Source organism: Levilactobacillus zymae DSM 19395, assembly GCF_001434115.1.
In the GTDB taxonomy this organism is placed as follows: domain Bacteria; phylum Bacillota; class Bacilli; order Lactobacillales; family Lactobacillaceae; genus Levilactobacillus; species Levilactobacillus zymae.
Genome location: NZ_AZDW01000051.1, coordinates 41958 through 64024, shown reverse-complemented (window position 1 = coordinate 64024; position 22067 = coordinate 41958). Strand labels below are relative to the sequence as shown.

The following is a 22067-nucleotide window of genomic DNA, read 5'->3' as shown; positions in this document are numbered from 1 at the left end:
TTTAGTTAATCGTAAGAACTAATGGGTCAACCACTGGGCCACCCACTGATCGATTGCCTGCCGTTGGTCGGGATGTTGCACCAAATCGTACCAAACCGCGGTGGTCTGGTGTTTGAACCAGGTCAGCTGCCGCTTCGCGTAGTGCCGCGAATCCTGCTTGACCCGCGCGATGGCCGCGGGGAGTCGTTCGGGTTGATCGAGGACCGGGAGCAATTCCCGGTAGCCGATGCCGCTGGCGGCCGGTAAATCGGCGCCCCCCTGTTGGGCCAACCACCGAACTTCGTCAAGTAGACCACTTTGGACCATTCCGTCCACCCGGGTGTTAATTCGCCGGTAGAGCAATTGACGGTCGGTGGTCAAGGCTAAGTAGCGTTCGTCGTAGGTCGGGCCCCCGTTTTGCTGATGGGAGAAAAGTTGCCCCGTGACCTGGATAACTTCTAACGCGCGCACGGTCCGGCGCACATTGGTCGGCGGGATCTTCGCGGCGGCCACGGGATCCAGCTGCTGTAGCCGGGCCCACAAGGCTTGCGGACCGGTTGCTTCGGCCTCGGCGCGCAGTTGGGCCCGTAAGGCCGGATCACCGGGCGCATCGGCCCCCAACGCCAGGCCGTCAAACAGGGCCTGCAGATAGAACCCGGTCCCCCCGGCAATGATCGGCAGGTGGCCCCTGGCCGTAATGGCCGTGATCAGTGGCCGGGCCGCCGCCACGAACTGGGCCACGGTGAACTGTTGGGTCACGTCACACACGTCGATCAGATGATGGGGCGCCTGTTGCTGCTCGGTTGGGGTGGCCTTGGCCGTGCCGATGTCCAGGTGCCGGTAGACCTGCATGGAGTCCCCGGAAATGATCTCCCCGTTAAATTTCTGGGCCAATTCGATGGCCAACGCGGTCTTGCCGACCGCCGTTGGACCCACGATGGCTAACACTTTTTCCATAATTCGTCGCTCCTCGTTGACTGCTAAGCTAAGGTTACCATAGGTTTTCCCCTTCTGCCGGGAAATTTCTCAGGCCCCGAACTTTTCCGGGGCGCAAAGCTAAATCACTAGCTATTTTTCTGAGAACCTTGCATAATGGAAGCGGATAACTAACTCTCTCCACGAAAGGGGTCTTCTGACCATGAAGCATTTTACCAAGGGATTCTTATTTGGCGTCGTTGCCACCGCGAGTGCCGTTGCCGGTGCCGTGTTCTCCTTTAAGAAAAAGGTCGTTCAACCGATCGAAGATCAAGAAGCCCGGTTCGAAGAAAACCGGAAAAAGGCTAACCGGAAGAGCCATTCCGCACACCACGGCTACTAAGCGCTCAGTTTTAGGCCAGTTAAAAAGGGATCATGACCACTATCTCCGCGGTCATGATCCCTTTTTGACGATTAATACTTCGTTTTTTTGGTCTTACCTTCCCAACGCGCGTAGCCGGTCTTTAAGATGTAAATCTCCTTAAAGTGGTCCTTCCCCAGCGTGATGGCGGCCCGGGTACTCAACGATTTCCCCTGATCATAGAGGTAAACCGGCAAGTCCGGCCGCAACTGAGTGTGGTAGGCGGCAAACGTGGAAAAAGGAATGTTCCGGGCACCCAAAATGTGACCAGCATCAAAATCCTTCTTTTCCCGTAAGTCAATGACTTGGGCCTTCCGCATGCCCTCCTGGAAGGTCTTTTCGTCAATCAGCGTAGCGACGCGGTTGCGGCGAATGATGGTGCTGAGCTGCCAACCGCCCCAAGCTACTAAAATCAAAATCAAGATGATGGTGTAAATCGTCCACCCGGAAACTGCAATTACCAAAACAAAATCGTCCTTCCTTAACAGCTAGTGCTTAATTAGTTTTTTGGAACCGTAACGCTAACGAGGCGGCCCCGATGACCCCGGCATCGTTCCCCAGTTGCGCTAACCGCAACTTGGTCGTGTCCCGGGCAGCAGGAAATGCGTTTTCCTGGAAGTAACGCGTCGTTGGTTGTAACAACGTGTTCCCCGCGTTGGAAACGCCCCCACCGATAATGATGTTGGCTGGATTCAAGATGTTGGCCACGTTGGCCAGGGCTAACCCGAGGTAGTAGGTCACCCGATCGACCACCTGGTTGGCTAGGATGTCGCCGTTGTCGGCCAAATAGAAGATCATCTTGGACGTGATGCTTTCCTGATTATCTTCCATTTCCTTTAAGCGCGACGTGCCCAAGAAGTCCTTGGCCATGTCGGCCGCGACATGCACGATCCCCGTAGCGGACGCGTATTGTTCGAGACAACCGCGCTTCCCACAGTTACACAGGTACCCGTTCGGTTGGACGGTCACGTGCCCGAGTTCGCCGGCCCCACCGTTGACCCCGTGTAACAGGCGACCGCCGGCGATGACCCCACCGCCGACACCGGTGCCGAGCGTGACAAAGACCACGTCTTCGTCCTTTTCGCCGGCACCCTTCCAGTATTCACCGAGTGAGGCGACGTTCGCATCGTTGTCCAAGACGAATTGTAAGCCCAAGCCTTCTTGGATTTGGTCGCGGACCCGTTGGCGCGTCTTCCAGTTCAGGTTGACCGCAAAGAGAACGGTTCCATTTTCAATGTCGACCGGCCCGGGCACGCCCATGCCGATGCCTAGAAAATCGGCCTTACTAAATTCCGAACTCGTGATGTGTTCGTTGATTGATTTAATGATGTTAGGAATAATGTGGCTGCCGTCGTCGTTGGTATCCGTCGGAATACTCCACTTCGCCAGGATTTCCCCGTCGACCGCAATAAAGGCCATCTTGGTGGTGGTCCCACCTAAATCGATCCCAATTAAATTCCGTGCCATAATTCTAAATCCCTCCAATGGATTGGTGTTGATCTCTTGCCCGTTGTTCCTCGATTCGGTGTTCATGCGTGAGGACCAATTTGGCCTGAACGAAGGTCGGTTCATCGACCACCTTTGCTTGCCGCAGGTGATCTAACTCCAACGCCATGACCTCAATGTCCCACATACGCTTGCCGACGTACACATAAATACCAAAATTTTTAAGTAGCTGCTGAACATCATATAACGTTCTCATTGTGCCACAACCTCCGTCAAATTGCACGATACATTTTGCAAAATTACTGCGCCATTCCGTGAAGATACAGCCAAATGAAGCCGCCAAATAACACCACGGTGGCGATGAGCCGTTTCACCAGGTTAACTTTACCAATTCTCGGCACGCCCATCAAGTAAGCCGCCAAAAAGCCGGCGACCAGGCCCCCCACGTGGCCCGCCAAGTCGATGCCCGGGGTGAAGAGGTCAAACGCCAAGTTCATCACGATAAACGCCAGAAACGTATTGGCTAGCTGGCGAATCACGGCGTTGTGCCAGAACGATTCCCCCAGCATCAAGAAGGCGCCAAAGAGGCCGAAAATCGCGGTACTAGCCCCGGCCGACAGACTGTCCGAAAAACAGAAGCTGGCAATGTTGCCACCCACGCCGGCCAGCAAGAAAATCCCCAAGTATCGTAAATGGCCGAAGGCGGCCTCCAGTTGGATTCCCACGAAATACAACGTGATCATGTTCATTAAGATGTGGGTAAACCCGAGATGTAAGAAGACGGGGGCGATCAAGCGCCACCACTGTCCCTGTTGGATCAACACGTTGATTTTGGCCCCGAACGCGATCAACACGTTCACGTTGGTACTGCCGCCGGCCAGCGTCATGGCCAGATAGACCACCACCATCACGATGATCAGGCCGACCGTGATAAACGGGGTCTGGTTCAATTGTCGTAAGCGTCGTTGCAGATTAGTCACCCAAAAACTCCCCTCATTATGCGTTCAATACCGCGTCTAAGACCACGTCAAAGTCCTCGACCGGCCAACTGGGCTGACTGGCCTGCTGGGCCGGTAGCGCTAGGGCGACCTTATACCCCGTCGTTTGGGGGAGGTAGCGGTCATAGTACCCACCACCAAAGCCTAAGCGTTCCCCCGTGGTCGCAAATTTTAGTCCGGGGACCACGATCAAATCGAAGTCCGCCGGTGCGATGATGGGGCCGTCCTGAGGCTCCTGTAAGCCAAATTTGGTGGTCATGAGCGTGGTCGTGGCCGTCAACGGCCGAAACGCCATTTGCCGGTGCGGGCGCGTCTGGGGCACCGCCACCGTCTTACCCTCCGCTTGGGCGCGGGCGATGATGGGCTGCGTATTGAGCTCGATAGCACTGCTGAGCGTCGTGGCGACCGTTTGGGCGGCCCGCCACTGCGGCGAGGTCCATAGAGCCTGATAGAGCCGCTCACTGGCCGCCTGCCGTTGGTCGGCTGGCATCTGACTTAACGCCTGAATCGTTTGTTGGCGTAACGTGGCTTTATCCATGTCCGCCACCTCCTTTAAAAAAATCATGGGACAAACGTTGCAAGCTTTTTAGCCCCCCGCTTGTCACTTTTACCTTCGATACTACCCGGCTCCCGTCAGAATAGCAACTGACTTGGCAGCGCTACCCCGTGAGTTTTTCCGACCGGTCGTGCGGGAGCCACCCCCAACCGGTTAAAAATTCGCACAAAAAAAGGTGCGGACTTTCGCCCGTACCTCTTACTTAGTTTCACGATGCAACGTTACTTTCCGTTCGCGAGGGCAGTATTTCTTGAATTCTACCCGGTCCGGGTTATTACGCCGGTTCTTGCTGGATAAGTAATTGCGTTCGTGGCATTCCGTACATTCTAAAGTGATGTGGACACGCATGTGGGTAACCTCCCAACTTGTTCAGAATTACAGGCTTGAGCCTTAACTCGTAATATATTACCATTAATCGGCCATAATTACCAGCCCTTATCCAAATAATGTTAAGGAAAATTACTTTACAGGCGTTTAACCCGCCGTGTTCTGGGCGGATCCCGCCGTCGTGGCCTTGGTTGGGTTAGTCAACGTTGACGTCGACTGCACCGTCTTCCAGTAGGCGGAATAGATCTGCTTGGCCAGCTTCATGTTGTTATCTTCGTCGCTGGTACTCAAGTTCGGCATGGCTAAGGCCACGACCACCTGTGGATCGTTCGATGGTGCGTAGGACGCCAAACTCAGGGTAACCGTCGAGTGACCCTTGTAGTAGGTTTCGGCCGTCCCGGTCTTGGCGGAGATGCCCGGCGAGATCGATGCCAATTCGGCCCCGGTCTTGTAGGTGTTGGTCCCATGAACCACGTCATAGAGCCCTTCCTTGACCAGTTTCTTCTCGGCCGCCGTCATGTCGATGGTGTTTAAGACCTTCGGCGTGACCGTGGACTTCACCGTGCCCAACTTCCCATCGGACGTGGTGCCCCGAATCGCTTGAACCACGTGCGGCGCAATCCGGGTTCCCCCGTTGGCCACCGTGGACATGTATTGGGCCACCTGCATGGTGGTGTAGGCATCGTAGTTCCCGAAGGACAAGTCCAAGGCACTCCCGATGTTGGTCCGCGAACTGGACCCTTCCAGCCCGGTACTTTCACCCGGCAGGTCGATGCCCGTCTTGACCCCGAGCCCGAACTGGTTGAAGTACCCCCGTTCGATGCTGAACGCCTTGGTACTCATGTTCAGCGCCGCCCCGGCGGAATACTTGAAGCCCGCTTCCTTCATGGCCAGTTGCATCATGTAGGAGTTAGACGAGACTTCCAGCGCGGTCGGTGCATCCACGGAAATGTTAGCACTCCCACTGTGGTTGAACCAGGAAGACTTCTTGACGCCCCCAACGTTGATCACTTCATCGGTCAACGTGTTGTTTTCCGGTGTAATGACCCCGGACATCAAGGCCCCGGAGACCATGGCCCCTTTGACCACGGACCCCATGACGATGTCGCTGTTGATGGTTCCCAGCGCATTATCGGTCAGTTTCCCGGTCGAGGGATTCCGGTCGACTCCGGCGATCCCAATGACGGCCCCGGTATTGGGGTTCATCACGACCGCGTAGGTCCCCGTGGAATACCCACCGGCGTTAGATTCCGCCGAACGGACCAGCTTTTGCAGCTGACTCTGGAAGGTCGAATTAATGGTCAATTGGAGGTTGTCCCCCTTTTGCCCACCGTACTTCTTGACTTCCTTGGTGATGGTATTGTTCCCCGCCACTTCAACCTGTTTTTCGGCCTTAGTTCCGCGCAAGACGGATTCGTATTCCTTCTCCAGGTAGGATTGTCCCACACTGTCGTTTCGGGAATACCCTTGGGCTAACAACTGATTGATTTCGTCGCTAGGCAACCCGGTCTTTTCGGAAGAGACCGTCCCGATGATCGACTTGATCGACGTTCCGTTCGGGTAGTTCCGCGACCAACTGGTGCTGACCTTGATCCCCGGCATCTCGGATAAATGTTCCCCAATCTGAGCGATTTCTTGACTGGAAACGTTAGAATCCTTGATGTAGGTGGTCGATAACGCATAGGCGCCACTCATCTTTGCGAAGATTTCGGCCGCATTCTTCTGCGTGGCGGTCAACTTAAACGACGAGTCATTTTCCAAATAACTCAACGCCTTGTTGTACCGTTCCGTCGTCGAATACTGCTTGATGTTCGGAATCTTCTTTTCCACGGCAGCCAAATTCTTGGTATTGGTCAAATAGTAATCAATCGACTGCCGGGGCGTCAGGGAGCTGGTCGACACCGTCAAATACTTCCCAAGCCGGTTCGCGATGGTATACATATCCGTGGATAAGACGTTAACGCCTTTGGTGTACGCAATGGCCTGGTGAGCCTGGTTACCGACTAAGACCTTTCCGTTGGAGTCGTAAATCATCCCCCGTTGGACGTTAGTGGTTTCAATGGTGGTATCCGTTTGGTTCACGACCGCCTTGAATTGCGCACCATGAATCACCTGCAGATACGCCAACTGACCAATCAGCGCCGCAAATAACAGGGCAACAATAATGAAAAGAAAGTTTAACCGGAACGGAATCGAGGACTTTTGCGGGCCCCGCGATTGTCGGTTGCGGTTACTAACGCGATTATAAAAATTCTTCACAACAGCTCTGCTCCTTATTGTACTGCTCCTATTTTACCAAACTTCGACAAAGTCCACTATCCTGCCGTCGGAATTTAATCAAAATCTTTACATCGTCCCCCTCAGCCGGGCGCAGAAAAGGTGATCAGGGGACCATTTTGCTTAAATTAAGACACATCAGCCTAGCATAAATGAAGCTTAACCGAATCTTTAGCTTCTTCGGCAACACCTAGATGCGCCGGCCACCTTACCAACGCCGCCGCTGATGGCGGACGGTCGGGGGCTTAGCGGACCGGTGAGCTAGGCGTTAGTCGCCGCGTTGCAGTGAACTTCACCGCGAACGCAGACGCAGTCACCGATTTTAACAAGTTGTAAACTGCCGTTGGTAGGTCCTTAACGGATTCTATGCTATTCTAGGTAATTGAAAGCCAAATGTACAGGTTCGCTAGGAACCTTTTATAATTTCTAAAGATTGAGGTGGCTAACATTGCCAAAAAAGAAACGACGTTGGGCCCTGACACCCAAACAATGGACGTTATGGGGGGCCTTCCTCACGCCTTTGATCATTATGACGGTTTATTTTGCCTACCGGCAGATGGCCCCCTTTGGGTCGAGCAGCCTGCTCACCGTCGATTTAGGGCAACAATACGTGGATTTCTTTGCGTACTTACGCCGCACCATTTTGCACGACCCGAGTGCGATTTTCTATTCCTTTAGTAACGGGCTGGGCGGCGAAATGGTCGGTAACTGGGCCTACTACCTATTAAGTCCGTTGAATCTGCTCTTATTATTTTTCCCGGGGGCCTCGCTGACCAGCGGGATCTTCCTGATCACCGTTTTAAAATACGGTCTTGCCGGCCTCAGCTTCGGGTGGCTGCTCCTGAAGGTCACCAAGCAAGACGGCTTAATGGCGATCACCTTTGCCACCGCCTACGCTCTGATGGGCTGGGCCATCGCCAACCAACTCAACATCATGTGGCTCGACGCGTTGGTCCTGTTGCCGTTGATCTTCTACGGCCTCATCCAGCTCATGACGACCGGCCACTGGAAACCCTACATCGTCTGGCTGCCCATCATGCTGGTGGTCAACTACTACATGGCCTACATGATCTGCCTGTTTCTGATCTTGGCCTTCATCTGGCTGGCCGCCGATAAATTCACAACCTGGCGCCGTTTAGCCGTTCAGACGGGACGGTTCGCGTTGGCCTCACTAGTCAGCGGTGCCCTGGCGGCCGCGGTCCTACTGCCCACCTGGTGGTCGTTGACCCAAAGCAAGGCCCAATACACCGTGCAGACCTTCAAGTGGCGTTTCGAATTCTTCCCGTTAAAGACCCTGTCCAAGTTCTTCTTGGGGTCCTTTAACTTCGACCAGATGCCCAGCGGTCCCGCCAACATCTTCATCGGGGCCTTGGCCCTACTGGGGGCGCTGTTCTTCTTCGTCGACCGGCGCGTGGCCCTCCGGAGTCGCCTGGCCGCCGGCGTAGTGACCGTCTTCTTGGCCCTCTCGACGTGCGTCCAGCCCTTAGACCTCCTGTGGCACGCGGGCCAATTTCCCGTCTGGTACCCCTACCGGTTCTCGTTTGTGATCTGTTTCTGGCTGATTTGGCTCGCCGCGCAGACGCTGACGCTCGACTTTCGGCCGGGACCCATCGCCATTAGCCTGGTGACCCTGGTGGTGGCGCTGGGCTGCTACTACGTGGAAACCAATCTCAAGGCCTTTAAGTACCTGAAACCCAACCAGTTCTGGTTAGGCATCCTGTTCGTGGTCTTCGCCCTGATGCTAGCCACCTTCCCGTTCAAGAAGCACTGGACCTACCCGTTGATGATTTTCGTCATCGGGGTCACGGAGGTCACGACCAACGCGTATTTAGACTTAAATAATATCAGTTACGTCTCCCAGTCCGAATACGGCAACTATACCGCCGAACTCCAGCGGCTGGTCAATAAGACCCAGCAGGCCGACAAGGGCTTTTACCGCATCGGCAAGACCTTCCTGCGGACCAAGGGCGACGCCTTTCAGACCGGCTTTAACGGTGGCTCCGTCTTCTCCTCGGCGCTCCCGAAAGCCACGCCGACGTTTATGGGCCACATCGGGGTCCCCGACGGCGACGGCTTCGTCGAGTACAGCAACGGGACGCTACTGACCGATTCCCTATTGAATATGAAATACTACTTCAAGGATAAGCAGTTGTCCGGGGCCCTGAGTGGTTCCAGCATGCTCCCCGCCTCCAGTAACAAGGCCGACCTGGCCGATTACCGAATCGTGGGACAGGACCACTGGGCAACGCGGTACCAAAACCCGTACGCCCTGCCGATGGGCTACGCGGCTAGCAACCAGATTTTAACGCTAAAGAACACCACGGCCGATCCCGCCCAGTACCAAGCTAATTGGTTGGCCGCCCTGACCGGCAACTCGCAGGACCAGCACCTCTTCACGGCGGAAAACTTCAACCAAGTCGCCTTCCAAAACATCAACCAGCAAAGTAAGATCACCGGGGCCATGTTGCAGAAGAAGGACCTGCTGAAGCCCGGCAGCATCACGTTGACCTTTAAACCCAAGGACAACGCCGCGTACTACCTGACCATGGGTTCCACGGTCAATCCGCAAAACGCGACCTTCACACTGAACGGAAAGTCGTTGGCCCAATACCCCACCTACCGGAACACCGTGATCGTCAGTGCCGCCGACCACGCCAAGGGCCAGTCCATCAAGCTGACCATTCAGCTCAAGAAGGGCTCCCTGTGGTTACAAAACTTCACGTTGTACCGCCTGGATACCACCCGCTTAAAGCAGGCCACCACCCAACTGAAGCAACACCCATGGCGTCTGACGCAACAATCGAACCGCAAGTTTAGCGGGACCGTGACGGCCACCGCTAAGTCCCCCGTGCTCAACACGTCCATCCCGTATTCTCAGGGCTGGCACGCGACCGTGAACGGTCATGCGGCCAAGACCTACAAGACCGTGGGGATGTTTACCGCCGTTAAATTACGGCCGGGCACCAACCACGTCACCCTGGCCTACTGGCCGCCGTTCCTGAACCTCGGACTGATCATCAGTGGCGCTACCCTGCTGCTCGTCTGCGGTTGGTGGCTGGTGAGCGTCCGGCGACGCCGTTAAGCTGCAACGCTTTAGAATCTCATAGAACGTCAAAACGCGAGCACAGTCAGTGTACTCGCGTTTTTGTTTGGGCTAAAGTTCGCCGTTTTCGGTATAAATATAAGTTGGACCGTCAGTCTTCGGGTCGTAGTCCACCGTGAGGTCGTACCCCACGAAGAACCATTCGTCCCCCTCGGTAATGTAGTAGGTCACGTCGTCTTTTTTGGCGGTGACCACGGGATCACGGGGCGCATCGTCGGGGGTCATCCCCAACGAGAAGCCTTGGTGCACGGGCGTCTTCCCGTAGACCTTGCCAAAGAAGCGAATTCCCCGTCCCGTCATGCCCATTTCTTCGCGGAACCACTTGCTTGCTGCATCCGTTACCGTAATCTTCATAATGTTATGCTCCTCTTAACCAGACTGTGAATCCGTTTTCAGTTCCCTTTATACCATGTTTGGGGGCGCTTTGACAAGTGGAACACTCCATTTAATTGCTAACAATTTAATTGCTGACACGTTAAAATCACGAGCCACAAAAAGGGGCCGGCACGCTGCCGACCCCTTTACCCGTTAATCGGGCCTATTCAACCTTTAAGACTTCGACGGTCATGTCTCCGCCGGGCGTCGGGAAGGTGACGTTTTCACCCACCCGGTGACCTAACAGGCCCTTGGCGATGGGTGAATCGTTCGAGATCTTCCCCGCCATCGGGTCGGCTTCCGCCGCACCCACGATGGTGTATTCTTCGGGATCTTCGTCGGGAAGTTCCTTGAAGGTCACTTTCTTTCCCACGGAGATTTCGTCCTTGTCCGTCCCATCGTTGTCGATGATCTGGGCGTACTGCAGCATGCGTTCCACCGTGCTGATCCGGGTTTCCAGCATACTTTGTTCGTCCTTAGCGGATTCGTATTCGGAGTTTTCCGAAAGGTCCCCGTAAGACCGGGCAATCTTGATTCGTTCGATGACCTTTGGCCGCTGAACCGTCTTTAAATCTTCCAGTTCGGTTTGCAGTTTCTCCTTACCTTCTTCAGTCATTGGATACATTTTGTCTTCTGCCACAATGGCCACCCCTTTTACACCTTTAATTTTTTAGTTAACGGTCACTTGACCGTCACGTTGCTGGCGTTTACCCGCCAGTGCTGACTCCCCCATCTTAAATGGTGGTATCTTGATTGTCAAAGACTTCTTTATTCCCGTGAGCTTCCAGGATCGCCCGAATCTTCGTGACCAGTAGGTCGATGGCGACTTGGTTTTCGCCCCCCTCGGGCACGATAATGTCGGCATACCGCTTCGTGGGTTCCACGAATTGATGGTACATGGGTTTGACCGTCTTCAGGTACTGCCCGATGATGGATTCCAGGGACCGATCCCGTTCGTTCATGTCCCGTTGGATCCGCCGAATGATGCGAATGTCGTCATCCGTATCGACGAAGACCTTGATGTCCATCAGGTCGCGAAGCCGTTCGTCATCTAAGATCAAGATTCCTTCCAAGATGATGACGTCGCGGGGTTCCTGGTGAATCGTCTTGTCACTACGCGTGAACAAGTTGTAGTCGTAAACCGGTTTTTCGATGGGTTCGTACCGCAAGAGTTGTTTCAATTGCGTAATCAGTAAGTCCGTATCAAACGTCAAGGGATGGTCATAGTTGACCGCCTTACGTTCTTCCATGGTCATGTCCGCTTGATCCTTGTAGTAGGAATCCTGCTGTAAGATCATGATGGAATGACCCACTAATTGATTGAAAATGGCCCGACTAACGGTCGTCTTCCCGCTACCGGAACCCCCGGTTACCCCAATAATGATCGGTCGTTTCTTATCTGCCAACACTGTCGCCGTCCTTTACTTATTATCGCTTGCTAGTGAACTGGTTAATGATTGATGCTGGTCATACGTGGTCGAGAAGTATACCTTCCCGGTCTTGGTATTCGCAATGAAGTAGTAGTAATTTTTACTCCGTGCCGCGGGATGAAGCACCGCCTTGACGGAAGAGACACTCGGGCTATCGAACGGTCCGGGCCCGTAACCCGTATGAATGTACAGGTTATACGGCGACTTGACCTTTAAGTCCTTGTAAGTCAGGTTCTTCTTGGTGGTCTTCAACGCGTACTGCACGGCAATATCGGATTGGAGCGCCATATTGGCGTCGATCCGGTTGAGGAAGACCCCGGCGATCTTATCGCGGTCGGTCTGACTGACCCCTTCGCGTTCGACCAACGAAGCCAGCGTCAGCGTCTCCTGGACGGTCAGCTTTTGCTTCTTGATGGTCTTGTAACTCGGCTGTAAGTTCTGGTCCGTCTTGGCCACCATCGCCGTGATGAGTTGCTTTAACGTCATCTTCTTGCCGGCCTGATACGTGGCGGGTGCCAGATAACCTTCTAGGCGATACCGGACGTTTTTGGCCTGCTTGGCCGAACTCAGTAACTGCGGGTACCGGGCGGCCAACTGGTTAAAGAAGGTCTGGTCCTTCATCAGACTCAGGAATTCCTTCTTGGTGAAGTCCGTTTGAATCGGGATCTCGGCGGCTAACTGGTCGACCGTCTCCCCCTCGCGGACTAAGACCTTACCGGCCGTACTCTGAATCGGTTCAGCCGACCCACCAAGTTGTAACCGTTTGGCGATCGTGTTGAGCGTCATCGAGGGTTTCAACTGGTAGTACCCCGCCCGAAAGTTCGTGAATTTGTGGGATTTCACGTAGTAGTTAAAGACCATCCCACTCTTGACCACCTTCTTGTCTTGTAAGATCTGTCCGATCTTATTCGACGTGGCCCCCATCGGTACGTGGACCTGTACCACGTTATCGTTACTGGTATCTAAGGGTTTTAACGCCGATTGGAAATACTGATACCCGAAAATACCAATCGCCACTGCTAAAATGACTAATAAACTGGCCACACCCACCATGATCCGCCGGCCAAACGAACTGCGCTTGGGCCCTTTGGACTGACGAGTAGGCGTAGGATCCGTGCCATTATCCAACTTTTTTCCTCCGTTCTCTGCCATAGTCTTCTACATTATACAGAACTTCGGGGCTGACGAAAACCGGCAAGACCCACTTTGACAAAAATGTAATCTTTTCAATCGCTAAAAACGCGCACAATCCCGGAGGACTGTCCGCGTTTTCACCGGTTTTTAACGAATTCTAGCGAATTTCAGCGCCCAATTCGTCCTGTAAGCGTTTCGTGACCTTTTCGAAGGCTTGCGTGACCGCGTCGTCGACCAACGTGGCGTGCTTGTCTTGGTAGGTCAGCGTGTAGGCCAGCGACTTCTTGCCCTTCGGCACCTTCACGCCGTCGTACACGTCGAACAACTTCACGGACTGCAGGTACGCCCCACCGCGCCGTTCGATCAACGCGACGACTTGGTCGTTAGTCACGGCATCGTCGACCAACATCGCAATGTCCCGGGTGATCGCTGGGTAGCGTGAGATCACGTCGTATTGGTTTTCTTGCTTCGGCATGTCGATGATGGCCTGCAGGTTCAGGTCGAAGACGTAGGTCGCCCCGATCTTGAAACGCTTGGCAATCGTCGGGTGAACCTGGCCCATGAACCCGATCTTGTGCCCGTGGATCAAAATGTCCGCGGTCCGCCCTGGGTGCATTTCCGGCATCTCGGTGTTGGGTTCGTAGGTCACGTCGCCCTTGACCGCCATGTCTTGCAGATAAGCCGCCACGATACCCTTCAGCTGGTAGAAGTCCACGTCTTGGGCCGGTTGGTTCCAAGCAGCGGGCACCAGTTGGCCCGTGATGGCGCCGGCGATGTGTTCCTCTTCGGCCGGACGATCCTGACCGTCCTGGCGGTAGAAGACCCGTCCTTGTTCGTACAAGGCCACGTCCTTGACCTTCCGGGCGGTGTTGTAAGCGATATCGTCTAACAACCCGGTGACCATGTTCATCCGTAAGACCGCGTGGTCCACACTCATCGGCCAAGCCAGCTTGGTGACCTGACTGTCCGGATGGGTCAAGAACATCTTAGCCTTATCTTCGGTGGTCAACGCGTAGGAAATGGCTTGGTTCAAGCCTAAGCCTTCCAGCGACTTGCGCGTGGCGCGCATCAAGCGTTGCGCCGGCGTCAACCGGCCCTGGGTCATCCGGCCCGTCGGTAAGGTCACGGGCAGGTTGTCGTAGCCGTAGATCCGGGCGATTTCTTCCAATAAGTCGGCCGGAATGTGGATGTCGTTGCGCCGAATCGGCACCGTGACGGTCAGGTCGTCGCCGGTAACTTTGACGGTGAAGCCTAACGTTTCCAAGATGTGACTGACTTGGTCCATGGTTAATTCGGTCCCGAGCACGGCGTTCACGTGCGTCAAGGTCAACGGGATCACGGCTGGTTCGGGCTGGTGGTTACTGCCCACGGCCGTTCCGGTCTGCACCGTGCCGGCCGCTAATTCGGTCAGCATCTGAGCGGCGGCGTCCAAGGCGTCTTGGACCCCGGCTTGGTTGACGCCCCGTTCGAAGCGTTGGGACGCGTCGGTGTGCAGGTGGTGACGTTGGGCGGCCTTCCGGATGTGGTCGTGTTCGAACACGGCGGCTTCGATGGCGACCGTGACGGTCTGGTCACTGATGGCCGTGGATAAGCCCCCCATGACCCCGGCTAAGGCGATGGGTGCCTGGCTGTCGGCAATCACGATGTCGCTGGGATCCAACTCGTGGTCGTTTTCGTCTAAAGTGGTCAGCGTTTCACCGGCCTGAGCGGTCCGCACGTAAACGTCCTGGCCGCTGAACTTCCCGTAGTCAAAGGCGTGCAAGGGTTGGCCGTACTTCAACATGATGTAGTTGGTGATGTCCACCACGTTGTTGATTGGCCGTAACCCGGCGTTCCAAAGGTGAATCTGTAACCACATCGGACTTGGGGCGATCTTGATGTCGCGGACCAAGCGCATCCGGTATTGTGGTGACAGGCTGTCGTCGACGTGCAAACTCAGTTGCGTGTCGATGGCGTCGCCGGCTTCGGTCACGTGCGGCGTGTCTAACGTCACCGGTTGGTCGTAAATGGCGGCCAAATCGCGTAGGGTCCCGTTCAAGCTCAACATGTCCCCCCGGTTAGGCGTCACGTCAAGGTCAATCAGACTATCGTTCATCCCTAACAGGTCGAATACGGGTGCCCCCGGTTGGGCGTCGGCGGGCAACACGTAGATGCCGTCAACGTAGTCCTTAGGCACGACTTCTTCGGGGAAGCCGATTTCTTGTAAGGCACAGACCATGCCGTCGGATTCGACCCCGCGCATCTTGGAGCGCTTGATCTTGACGTTGTCGGCGATCCGTGACCCCGGTAACGCCACGATCACGTTTTGCCCTTCGGCGATGTTCGGTGCGCCACAGACGATTTGGGACGGGGCGTCGTCCCCAACGTCGATCTCACAGATGTGTAAGTGGTCGGAATCGGGATGGGCCTTGACACTAAGGACGTGGCCGACCACGATCTTCTTTAAGCCGTCGCTGGGCGTGACCACGCTGTCGACTTCCACGGAAGTCCGTTCGATCTTTTCCGCCAGATCAACGGCAGAAACGTCTAAATTGAGATATTCTTTAATCCAGTTGTATGAAATCTTCATGGTTGGCGATTATCCTTTCTTCGTGAATTGGGTGAGGAAGCGCACATCGTTTAAGTAGAAATTCCGAATGTCGTCTACCCCGTACTTCAGCATCGCAAACCGGTCGGGTCCGACCCCAAAGGCGAAACCGCCGTAAACGTCGGGATCCACGCCGGCCATCTTCAAGACGTTCGGGTGGACCATGCCGGCCCCTAAGACTTCGATCCAGCCGGTGTTCTTGCAGACGTTACACCCCTTGCCCCCACAGTTGAAGCAGGTGATGTCGGCTTCCACGGATGGTTCCGTGAACGGGAAGTAACTCGGCCGTAACCGCACGTCGAACTTGTCGCCGAAGAGTTCGTGGGCCAAAACTTGTAAGGTCCCCTTCAAGTCGGCCATGGTGACGTGCTTGTCGATGACCAGGCCTTCCACCTGATGGAATTGGTGGGAGTGCGTCGGGTCATCGGTATCGCGCCGGTAAACCACGCCGGGCGAGATCATCTTCAACGGGCCCTGGCTAAAGTCGTGCTTTTCCAGCGTCCGGGCCTGCATCGGGGAGGTCTGCGTCCGCATCAAGATTTCCTTGGTGATATAGAACGTATCCTGCATGTCCCGGGCGGGGTGGTTCTTGGGTAAGTTCATCATTTCGAAGTTGTACTTGTCTTCTTCAACTTCCGGACCGCTCAAGACCTGGTAACCCATGCCTAAGAACAAGTCCTCAATTTGATCGATAATTTGTTGGATCACGTGGGGTTCGCCCTTCGCTACCGGGGTGCCTGGTAACGTAACGTCCAGGGTCTCCTTGGCTAAACGCGCGTTTAAGACCGCGTTTTCCAATTCTTCGCGCCGCTTGGCCAACGCGTTGGTCAAGTCGTCACGGACTTCGTTAGCGAACGCCCCAACCTTAGGCCGTTCACTGGCGTCGAGGTCGCGCATCCCCCGTAAGACTTCGGTGATGGGCCCCTTTTTTCCTAACAAGCTGACCCGGATCTGATTAACATCCTTCAGGTCGCCAGACTGTTGAATATCCGTCAAGCCCTTTTGTCGCAGCTCGGTGAGTTTATCCTTTAACGACATGTTTCATCCTCCATTTCTTCTCATACCAACGATGGGCAGACGCCATAAAAAAAACGCCCCATCCCTCAATTAAGAGGGACGAAACGCTTCGCGGTACCACCCTGATTCAGCGACTCATTGCGTCGCCACACTCAGACATGATAACGGTCATTCACCGGTGGGTCATTCCTTACGGCACGTAAGTCCCGACCACAACTCCAGAACTGAATTCACTGAGTCCGTTTTGAGGTTTTCTTCCAGTCGTGGAAAACCCTTCCTGGCAAAACGGCCCGGTTACTACTTTTCTATCATCGTTTTTAGCTATTGAACTCGGTTTAAGACTACCGGTTTTTCGCCGGCCTGTCAACTACTTCTCGGTCGGAGTCGGTGAACACGACCATTTGTCGGACCACGCGTGGACCGCCGTCATGACGCTCTGTAATTCCTGGCCCTTCGGCGTCAATTCGTATTCGATCAGCGCGTTATCCGGGAACGTTTGGCGGACGATGACGCCGTTTTCTTCAAGTTCCTTGAGCCGTTCCACCAGCACCCGGTCGCTACACCGCGGCACCTTGTGGGCCAGATCCCGGAACCGTTGGGGCCCTTCCTGTAAGAGGACGTCGATGATTAGACCGTTCCACTTCTTGCCTAAGAAAGAAAAGGTCCGTTCAAACCGGGGACATAGTGTGAAGTCGACGGTTGCATCGGTCTTCTGAGTGGACATCATTTGCATCATCACTTCGCCTCCTTTACCAATTGAATCAGTTAACCTTAAGCGTTAGGGGTCACCTTAGCCCACCAAGTGTGGACATGTTGCCGGGCCGGCCCCGAAAATTCGTGAACAGCTTCGTAGTCGTCGACTAACGAAACAATCATGCTTTCACGGTACTTCGGCATCGCCAACGTGGCACCCCACATGTGCTTTAAAATAATATCTTTTTCCATGGGACTCAGGTCCGTGAGTTTCTCGGCGTTACGCAACGCCACCCGCGGGTGAATAAAGGCGTGGGACCCCAGATTAAACTTCGTGGTCCGCCAATCATAGTAGAACAAATCGTGCAATAACCCACCCCGGGCCGTGGCTCGAGTATTTAAATGCAGTTTCTTAGCAATCAAATAACTGTTGTAGGAAACCGAAATGGAGTGATCCAAGCGGTTTGAATGGTGATGTTGGGTGTAGTTCGCCAGTCGTTGAACGGGTTCCTGCGCCAACAGATCAGAAACAAGTGCAAGATATTCAGGGTCATCACGCCAAGTCAGTTTGGTCATAGAATGCTTCCTTTTCATTTAAAATTTTGCGATTCTCTCACTATGCTTTAATTACCCTATATCATACTGGCTTTTCACCAAATTGCAATGAAAATGTTCTATTTTCCCCGGGATTAACCCTTTCTTAACGTTCAGCCGAACAGCCGAAACATCACGATACCGGCCGCGACCGCCACGTTCAGCGACTCCGCTTGACCCTTGATGGGGATGTACAGATTTCGGGTGGTCAAGCGCTGCAGATCCGGGGCCATCCCGTTACCTTCGTTGCCCATCACCACGGCCCCCGCTGCCAACGGAACCGGGTCCACGTTGCGGTAGTCTTGGGCTTGCGGGTCCAAGTTCGTGCCGTAGACCGGCAAGTGCCGGGCCGTGAACGCCTGAATCCAGTCGTGCAGGTCGGCTTCGACCAGTTGCACGTGAAATTGACTCCCCTGCATCGAACGCAACACCTTCGGCAGGTAACGACTCGCACTCCCCCGGCCAAAGACCACGCCGGTCAGACCCGCTGCGTCAGCCGTCCGCACCATGGTGCCGATATTCCCGGGGTCTTGGACCTGATCCAAGAACAGCCAGCCCCCCTGGGCCGTTTGCGGGTCGACCGGGGCCGCGTGCGGCAACGGCATCGTGGCAAAGATTCCCTGGGGCGTGTTGGCATCCCCGATGGTCTTAGCAATGCTATCCGTTAGTTCGAAGCAGTCGACGTCGCTGGGCAGCACGGCGGCGTGGGCCGCTAACTGGTCGGCCGTGCCCAGAATCGCCGTGATGGGTTGGTCGGCCTTCAGCGCTTCTTGCACCAAATGCCACCCTTCTAATAGGTAACTTTGGGTCTGTTTCCGGCCCTTTTTGCTGGTTAGGGCCCGCCACTGCTTGACGCGTTTGTTTTGACTTGATGTAATTTTTTCTTTCACCGCTAGTTACTCCCGTTTTCAAATTTAGCTTAATTCTACCATATCCCTAGGCACACCGGGGCGGTCGCAGTATGATGGGACTAAAGTTTTCCGAAAAGAGGTGCTTCTTCGTGCACACACAACGTTATTTAATCTCGGGCCGCGTCCAGGGTGTGGGCTTTCGCTGGACGGCAAAACAGATTGCCGACCGGCTGGGCGTGACCGGTACCGTCCAAAACCTAGGGACCGGCCAAGTGGCCATCACCGCCAGTGGTGCCACGGCCGCGTTAGCCAATTTTCGTCGGCACTTGCAGCACCCGCAATTATCCCCCTGGATCAAGGTCGTGGCCTTTGACGTGACCGACCTGCCCTTCCACCGATTCGCCGACTTCTCAATAATTATTTGAAAAAGGCCGCCAAATCAAGTATGATGTTGGTTGTTCACGGCGTTGACGCCGCATGGAACCGGGCAACCGCGTTCCATCGTTAAATTGATAAAGGGGTTCAGAAAAACAGATGAAAATCTCAAAGAAAGTTTCGGTGACCGCCGCTTTGGCGAGCCTCGCCCTGGTCCTCAGTGGCTGTGTGCAGACGAAGAACGGGAAACCCTACGGCTTCGTTTACGACTACTTAGCCGTTCCCGGGCAACACGTCATGGATTGGTTAGCCAACATCTTCGGCAACAGCTACGGCTGGGCCATCATCATCCTGACCGTGATCGTCCGGATGGTCCTCTTACCACTCATGGTCAAGCAGATGCGTAGCGCGACCGTTCAACAAGAAAAGATCTCCATGGTGCGGCCCCAAATGACCGCCCTGCAGAAGCAACAAAAGGCCGCTAAGACGCCCGAGGAACAGGCTGCGGCCAGTCAGGCCATGATGGCCCTCTACCGCAACAACGGTATTAGTATGACCGGGGGGATCGGCTGTCTGCCCTTACTGATTCAGATGCCGATCTTCGCCGCGTTGTACGCCGCGATTCGGTACTCACCCGAACTCTCCAAGGCCGTCTTTATGAACATCCCCTTGGGGAAGGCCAGCTGGATCCTAGCGTTACTGTCCTTCTTGTCCTACCTGTTACAGGGGTACCTGTCCATGTTGGGGATGCCCGCGGACCAGAAGAAGCAGATGCGCTACACCCTGCTGATGTCGCCCGTGATGATCCTGTTCTTCACCATGAGTTCCCCCGCCGGATTAGGCCTGTACTTCTTCGTGGGTGGGTTGTTCGCCTGCCTGCAGACCTTGATCATCAACTTCTACCGGCCCCGGATTCGCCGCGAAATCAAGGAAAAGATGAAGGACCAACCGGCGCCCGTCATTCCCGAGCCCGTCAAACCCGAAGTTAAACAGGTCAAGGCGGCCGAGGTGCACGACAAGAACCGTAACCGCAACCGTAACGCTGGTAAGCAGCAACATCATAACCACTAAATTTTAATCGTTAACCTCAAAACACCGACAACCGTATTTTAGCGGCTGCCGGTGTTTTTGTTTGGGTCAAGGATGTGACGCTGATGGTCCCATCCCTTTTTCATGACCTAGGACTCACTTTAAAAATTAGTGATTGATCAAAATAACGACTTACTTGTTAGCCAATTCGAAAGAACACACTCCCGTTACTGTCATAACGACTGGCCCGGAAGCGCTGGACTTACTAGGGTCTGTCTTAAAACTCAATTACCGATTTAAATGATCATCCATTACCCTTTACTGAAAAGAATCCAGTTTATTTATTGTTATAACTCGTATAAGCTGGAGGGCCAGTCAGAAATGGGCTCAGGGGTGAAATTTGTGTTGGCCGGTGTCCTTTGCCGGCCTAGACAAAGGTCGGTCTTCAAGACCTGGGCTATGGGCTTGAAGCCGTGCCCACCCCGTTCCAGCCCGTTTCTGACTGGCCCGGAGGCGCTGAATACTCAAAATTAGTCTTTTAAGACAGGCCCTAGATTGAAATCCCCTAATTAATCCGAAGCTGCCGCCAACAAGCGCCGGGCCTGCGTTCGGCGCACCAGTCCACCGTAGGCCGTGACCATACCCAGGCACAGGACCAGGCAATACAGCGGCAAGCGCTGAATCGATGGGCTGTGCAGCAGGCTCATCCCGTAGGTCAACGCGCTGACTAGCAGATAGTAACCCAGGCTAAACCAGCCGCTGGCACTGCCCATGACGGCCTCGTAGCCGATCAAGGCCCGGTTCAAGGCGTTGGGTAACGCGATGTTCAGGCCCAAGAAGACCAGGAAGAAGCCACCGACCATCCCCCAGGCCAGGTCTAAGACCGCGGCTAGCCAGAGGAGCAGGGCCGCCCCGCAGCTGAGCAGGAGGCCCCCGACGATGATCTGTTCCGGCGTCCACCGGTTCAGCAGGCGACTCACTAGTAGCGCGCCACCAAGACTCGCCGCCGCGAGGCTCAGCCCCAACGCCCCGTAAGCCAGCGCGCTGAAGTTAAAGTGGGTCTCGAAGATAAACGGGGCTTCGGCGTAGTAGCTAAACAGAATGCCGTTGATGCCCCCAATCAGGATGCCGTAGCCCCAGACCACCGGATCGCTCACGAGGCGTTTGACGATGGGCCATTGCCGAGTCGCCGGGGTCCCTTGACGCGGCCGTGTCTCCGGCAAGCGCAAGGCACTATAGCTGAAAACGGCACTGGCCATCACGACCAGCGTGCCGAAGACGGCCGGATAGCCGCCCAGCGTTTGCATCAGGCCACCAATCAGCGGGCCTAACGCCGGTGAAAGCGCCATGGCCGCACTGGTCTGGGCGAAAATTCTGGCGCCCACGATGCCCGTAAAACTTTCGCGCATGATGGTTTGGGTCACCACGGACCCCGCACTGGCACCGAAGGCCTGTAACAGGCGAAAGCCGAGTAACCAGCCGAACCTGGGACTCAACAACAACCCCAGGTTCCCCAACAGGTACAGCCCGACGCCCCCGAGCATGGCGGGACGGCGGCCAATTCGGTCGGCCAACTGGCCCCACCACAGGACCCCCACGGCAAAGGCCACGAAGTAGCTACTCATGGTCCACTGGATCTGGTTGGCACTGACCGCCATGGCGCGGCTTAAGGCCGGCAAGACCGGCGTAAAAATCGATTCACTAATTTGCGGAAAGCCCACCAACACGATGATCAATAACAGGGTCGGGGCTTTCTTCTGGACGTTTCTCACAACAAGTTCTCCTTTAAAAGTTAATTTGCGGAAAAACGTCCTGGGCCGTCTACGGCCACGCACACCAGAATATGGTTGTAATTCATGGTGTCACCTCATTTCTGAAGACCTACTCTACCGGAAAGCCCGGATTTTGTCAAAAAAGCGCCGCCGAAGAAACTGGTCTTCGGCGACGCCCTCAATTGATG

The 22067-nt window shown here is 55.0% G+C and carries 22 protein-coding genes; 4 read left to right on the top strand and 18 right to left on the bottom strand.

The window, feature by feature from the left end; all coding sequences use genetic code 11:
* Window positions 1-18: 18 nt before the first annotated feature.
* On the bottom strand, window positions 19-936 hold the full coding sequence (miaA, locus tag FD38_RS11190) for a tRNA (adenosine(37)-N6)-dimethylallyltransferase MiaA (protein WP_057734249.1): 918 nt from the start codon (window positions 934-936) through the stop codon (window positions 19-21).
* Between the two features lie 181 nt (window positions 937-1117).
* Between miaA and FD38_RS11185 the strand changes: the two genes are divergently transcribed.
* Window positions 1118-1297 (top strand): DUF3042 family protein, encoded by a 180-nt coding sequence (locus tag FD38_RS11185; RefSeq protein WP_057734247.1) that lies wholly within the window; start codon window positions 1118-1120, stop codon window positions 1295-1297.
* Between the two features lie 71 nt (window positions 1298-1368).
* Here the strand turns inward: FD38_RS11185 and FD38_RS11180 are convergent, their stop codons facing one another.
* The 7 genes from FD38_RS11180 to FD38_RS11155 all read right to left on the bottom strand — a co-directional run bounded on the left by FD38_RS11180 (window position 1369) and on the right by FD38_RS11155 (window position 6901).
* Window positions 1369-1779 (bottom strand): rhodanese-like domain-containing protein, encoded by a 411-nt coding sequence (locus tag FD38_RS11180; protein WP_083485350.1) that lies wholly within the window; start codon window positions 1777-1779, stop codon window positions 1369-1371.
* Window positions 1780-1810: 31 nt separating this feature from the next.
* The gene (locus FD38_RS11175) at window positions 1811-2782 is read right to left on the bottom strand and encodes an ROK family glucokinase (protein WP_057734243.1); all 972 of its coding nucleotides are present in this window, start codon (window positions 2780-2782) and stop codon (window positions 1811-1813) included.
* A gap of 4 nt (window positions 2783-2786) precedes the next feature.
* On the bottom strand, window positions 2787-3017 hold the full coding sequence (locus tag FD38_RS11170) for a YqgQ family protein (RefSeq protein WP_057734241.1): 231 nt from the start codon (window positions 3015-3017) through the stop codon (window positions 2787-2789).
* Window positions 3018-3060: 43 nt separating this feature from the next.
* Window positions 3061-3669, bottom strand: coding sequence for a rhomboid family intramembrane serine protease (locus FD38_RS11165; protein WP_186811330.1), 609 nt, complete (start codon window positions 3667-3669; stop codon window positions 3061-3063).
* Between the two features lie 88 nt (window positions 3670-3757).
* A complete protein-coding gene (locus FD38_RS11160; protein WP_057734238.1) occupies window positions 3758-4297 on the bottom strand; it encodes a 5-formyltetrahydrofolate cyclo-ligase in 540 nt (179 codons plus the stop codon).
* Between the two features lie 216 nt (window positions 4298-4513).
* Window positions 4514-4663, bottom strand: coding sequence for a 50S ribosomal protein L33 (gene rpmG / locus FD38_RS12710; RefSeq protein WP_081721478.1), 150 nt, complete (start codon window positions 4661-4663; stop codon window positions 4514-4516).
* 126 nt (window positions 4664-4789) lie between these two features.
* Window positions 4790-6901 (bottom strand): peptidoglycan D,D-transpeptidase FtsI family protein, encoded by a 2112-nt coding sequence (locus tag FD38_RS11155; protein ID WP_057734236.1) that lies wholly within the window; start codon window positions 6899-6901, stop codon window positions 4790-4792.
* A gap of 466 nt (window positions 6902-7367) precedes the next feature.
* On the opposite strand from FD38_RS11155, the gene FD38_RS11150 reads away from it, so the two are divergent.
* Entirely contained in the window at window positions 7368-10001 is a 2634-nt protein-coding gene (locus FD38_RS11150) for a YfhO family protein (RefSeq protein ID WP_057734233.1), read from the top strand.
* Between the two features lie 72 nt (window positions 10002-10073).
* Here FD38_RS11150 and FD38_RS11145 read toward each other — a convergent pair whose 3' ends face one another.
* From FD38_RS11145 to FD38_RS11105, 9 genes are all read right to left on the bottom strand, one after another.
* Window positions 10074-10376 (bottom strand): HesB/YadR/YfhF family protein, encoded by a 303-nt coding sequence (locus FD38_RS11145; RefSeq protein WP_057734231.1) that lies wholly within the window; start codon window positions 10374-10376, stop codon window positions 10074-10076.
* Between the two features lie 184 nt (window positions 10377-10560).
* Window positions 10561-11037 (bottom strand): transcription elongation factor GreA, encoded by a 477-nt coding sequence (greA, locus tag FD38_RS11140; RefSeq protein WP_057734399.1) that lies wholly within the window; start codon window positions 11035-11037, stop codon window positions 10561-10563.
* Between the two features lie 94 nt (window positions 11038-11131).
* Complete coding sequence (udk, locus tag FD38_RS11135) at window positions 11132-11806, bottom strand: uridine kinase (RefSeq protein ID WP_057734229.1); 675 nt, start codon at window positions 11804-11806, stop codon at window positions 11132-11134.
* Window positions 11807-11818: 12 nt separating this feature from the next.
* Window positions 11819-12955 carry an endolytic transglycosylase MltG gene (gene mltG, locus FD38_RS11130; RefSeq protein ID WP_371862769.1) on the bottom strand — a complete coding sequence of 379 codons (1137 nt, stop codon included), beginning with the start codon at window positions 12953-12955 and terminating at the stop codon, window positions 11819-11821.
* A 163-nt stretch (window positions 12956-13118) separates the two neighbouring features.
* Window positions 13119-15530, bottom strand: coding sequence for a phenylalanine--tRNA ligase subunit beta (pheT, locus tag FD38_RS11125; RefSeq protein ID WP_057734225.1), 2412 nt, complete (start codon window positions 15528-15530; stop codon window positions 13119-13121).
* 9 nt (window positions 15531-15539) lie between these two features.
* Window positions 15540-16586: a phenylalanine--tRNA ligase subunit alpha gene (gene pheS / locus FD38_RS11120; protein ID WP_057734223.1), complete on the bottom strand. Its 1047-nt coding sequence runs from the start codon at window positions 16584-16586 to the stop codon at window positions 15540-15542.
* A 346-nt stretch (window positions 16587-16932) separates the two neighbouring features.
* Window positions 16933-17298, bottom strand: coding sequence for a winged helix-turn-helix transcriptional regulator (locus FD38_RS11115; RefSeq protein WP_147007829.1), 366 nt, complete (start codon window positions 17296-17298; stop codon window positions 16933-16935).
* Between the two features lie 38 nt (window positions 17299-17336).
* Complete coding sequence (locus tag FD38_RS11110) at window positions 17337-17834, bottom strand: HD domain-containing protein (protein ID WP_057734222.1); 498 nt, start codon at window positions 17832-17834, stop codon at window positions 17337-17339.
* 131 nt (window positions 17835-17965) lie between these two features.
* Entirely contained in the window at window positions 17966-18742 is a 777-nt protein-coding gene (locus tag FD38_RS11105; protein WP_057734220.1) for a TrmH family RNA methyltransferase, read from the bottom strand.
* A gap of 110 nt (window positions 18743-18852) precedes the next feature.
* On the opposite strand from FD38_RS11105, the gene FD38_RS11100 reads away from it, so the two are divergent.
* Window positions 18853-19128: an acylphosphatase gene (locus tag FD38_RS11100; RefSeq protein WP_057734218.1), complete on the top strand. Its 276-nt coding sequence runs from the start codon at window positions 18853-18855 to the stop codon at window positions 19126-19128.
* Between the two features lie 109 nt (window positions 19129-19237).
* On the top strand, window positions 19238-20149 hold the full coding sequence (yidC, locus tag FD38_RS11095) for a membrane protein insertase YidC (RefSeq protein WP_057734216.1): 912 nt from the start codon (window positions 19238-19240) through the stop codon (window positions 20147-20149).
* A 527-nt stretch (window positions 20150-20676) separates the two neighbouring features.
* Here yidC and FD38_RS11090 read toward each other — a convergent pair.
* Window positions 20677-21879: a multidrug effflux MFS transporter gene (locus FD38_RS11090; RefSeq protein WP_057734215.1), complete on the bottom strand. Its 1203-nt coding sequence runs from the start codon at window positions 21877-21879 to the stop codon at window positions 20677-20679.
* Window positions 21880-22067 lie beyond the last annotated feature (188 nt).

Coding starts and splice junctions, on each gene's coding strand:
- miaA (WP_057734249.1), bottom strand. CDS start 936: ATGGAAAAAGTGTTAGCCATCGTGGGTCCAACGGCGGTCGGCAAGACC.
- FD38_RS11185 (WP_057734247.1), top strand. CDS start 1,118: ATGAAGCATTTTACCAAGGGATTCTTATTTGGCGTCGTTGCCACCGCG.
- FD38_RS11175 (WP_057734243.1), bottom strand. CDS start 2,782: ATGGCACGGAATTTAATTGGGATCGATTTAGGTGGGACCACCACCAAG.
- FD38_RS11170 (WP_057734241.1), bottom strand. CDS start 3,017: ATGAGAACGTTATATGATGTTCAGCAGCTACTTAAAAATTTTGGTATT.
- FD38_RS11165 (WP_186811330.1), bottom strand. CDS start 3,669: ATGGTGGTGGTCTATCTGGCCATGACGCTGGCCGGCGGCAGTACCAAC.
- FD38_RS11160 (WP_057734238.1), bottom strand. CDS start 4,297: ATGGATAAAGCCACGTTACGCCAACAAACGATTCAGGCGTTAAGTCAG.
- rpmG (WP_081721478.1), bottom strand. CDS start 4,663: ATGCGTGTCCACATCACTTTAGAATGTACGGAATGCCACGAACGCAAT.
- FD38_RS11145 (WP_057734231.1), bottom strand. CDS start 10,376: ATGAAGATTACGGTAACGGATGCAGCAAGCAAGTGGTTCCGCGAAGAA.
- pheT (WP_057734225.1), bottom strand. CDS start 15,530: ATGAAGATTTCATACAACTGGATTAAAGAATATCTCAATTTAGACGTT.
- pheS (WP_057734223.1), bottom strand. CDS start 16,586: ATGTCGTTAAAGGATAAACTCACCGAGCTGCGACAAAAGGGCTTGACG.
- FD38_RS11115 (WP_147007829.1), bottom strand. CDS start 17,298: ATGCAAATGATGTCCACTCAGAAGACCGATGCAACCGTCGACTTCACA.
- FD38_RS11110 (WP_057734222.1), bottom strand. CDS start 17,834: ATGACCAAACTGACTTGGCGTGATGACCCTGAATATCTTGCACTTGTT.
- yidC (WP_057734216.1), top strand. CDS start 19,238: ATGAAAATCTCAAAGAAAGTTTCGGTGACCGCCGCTTTGGCGAGCCTC.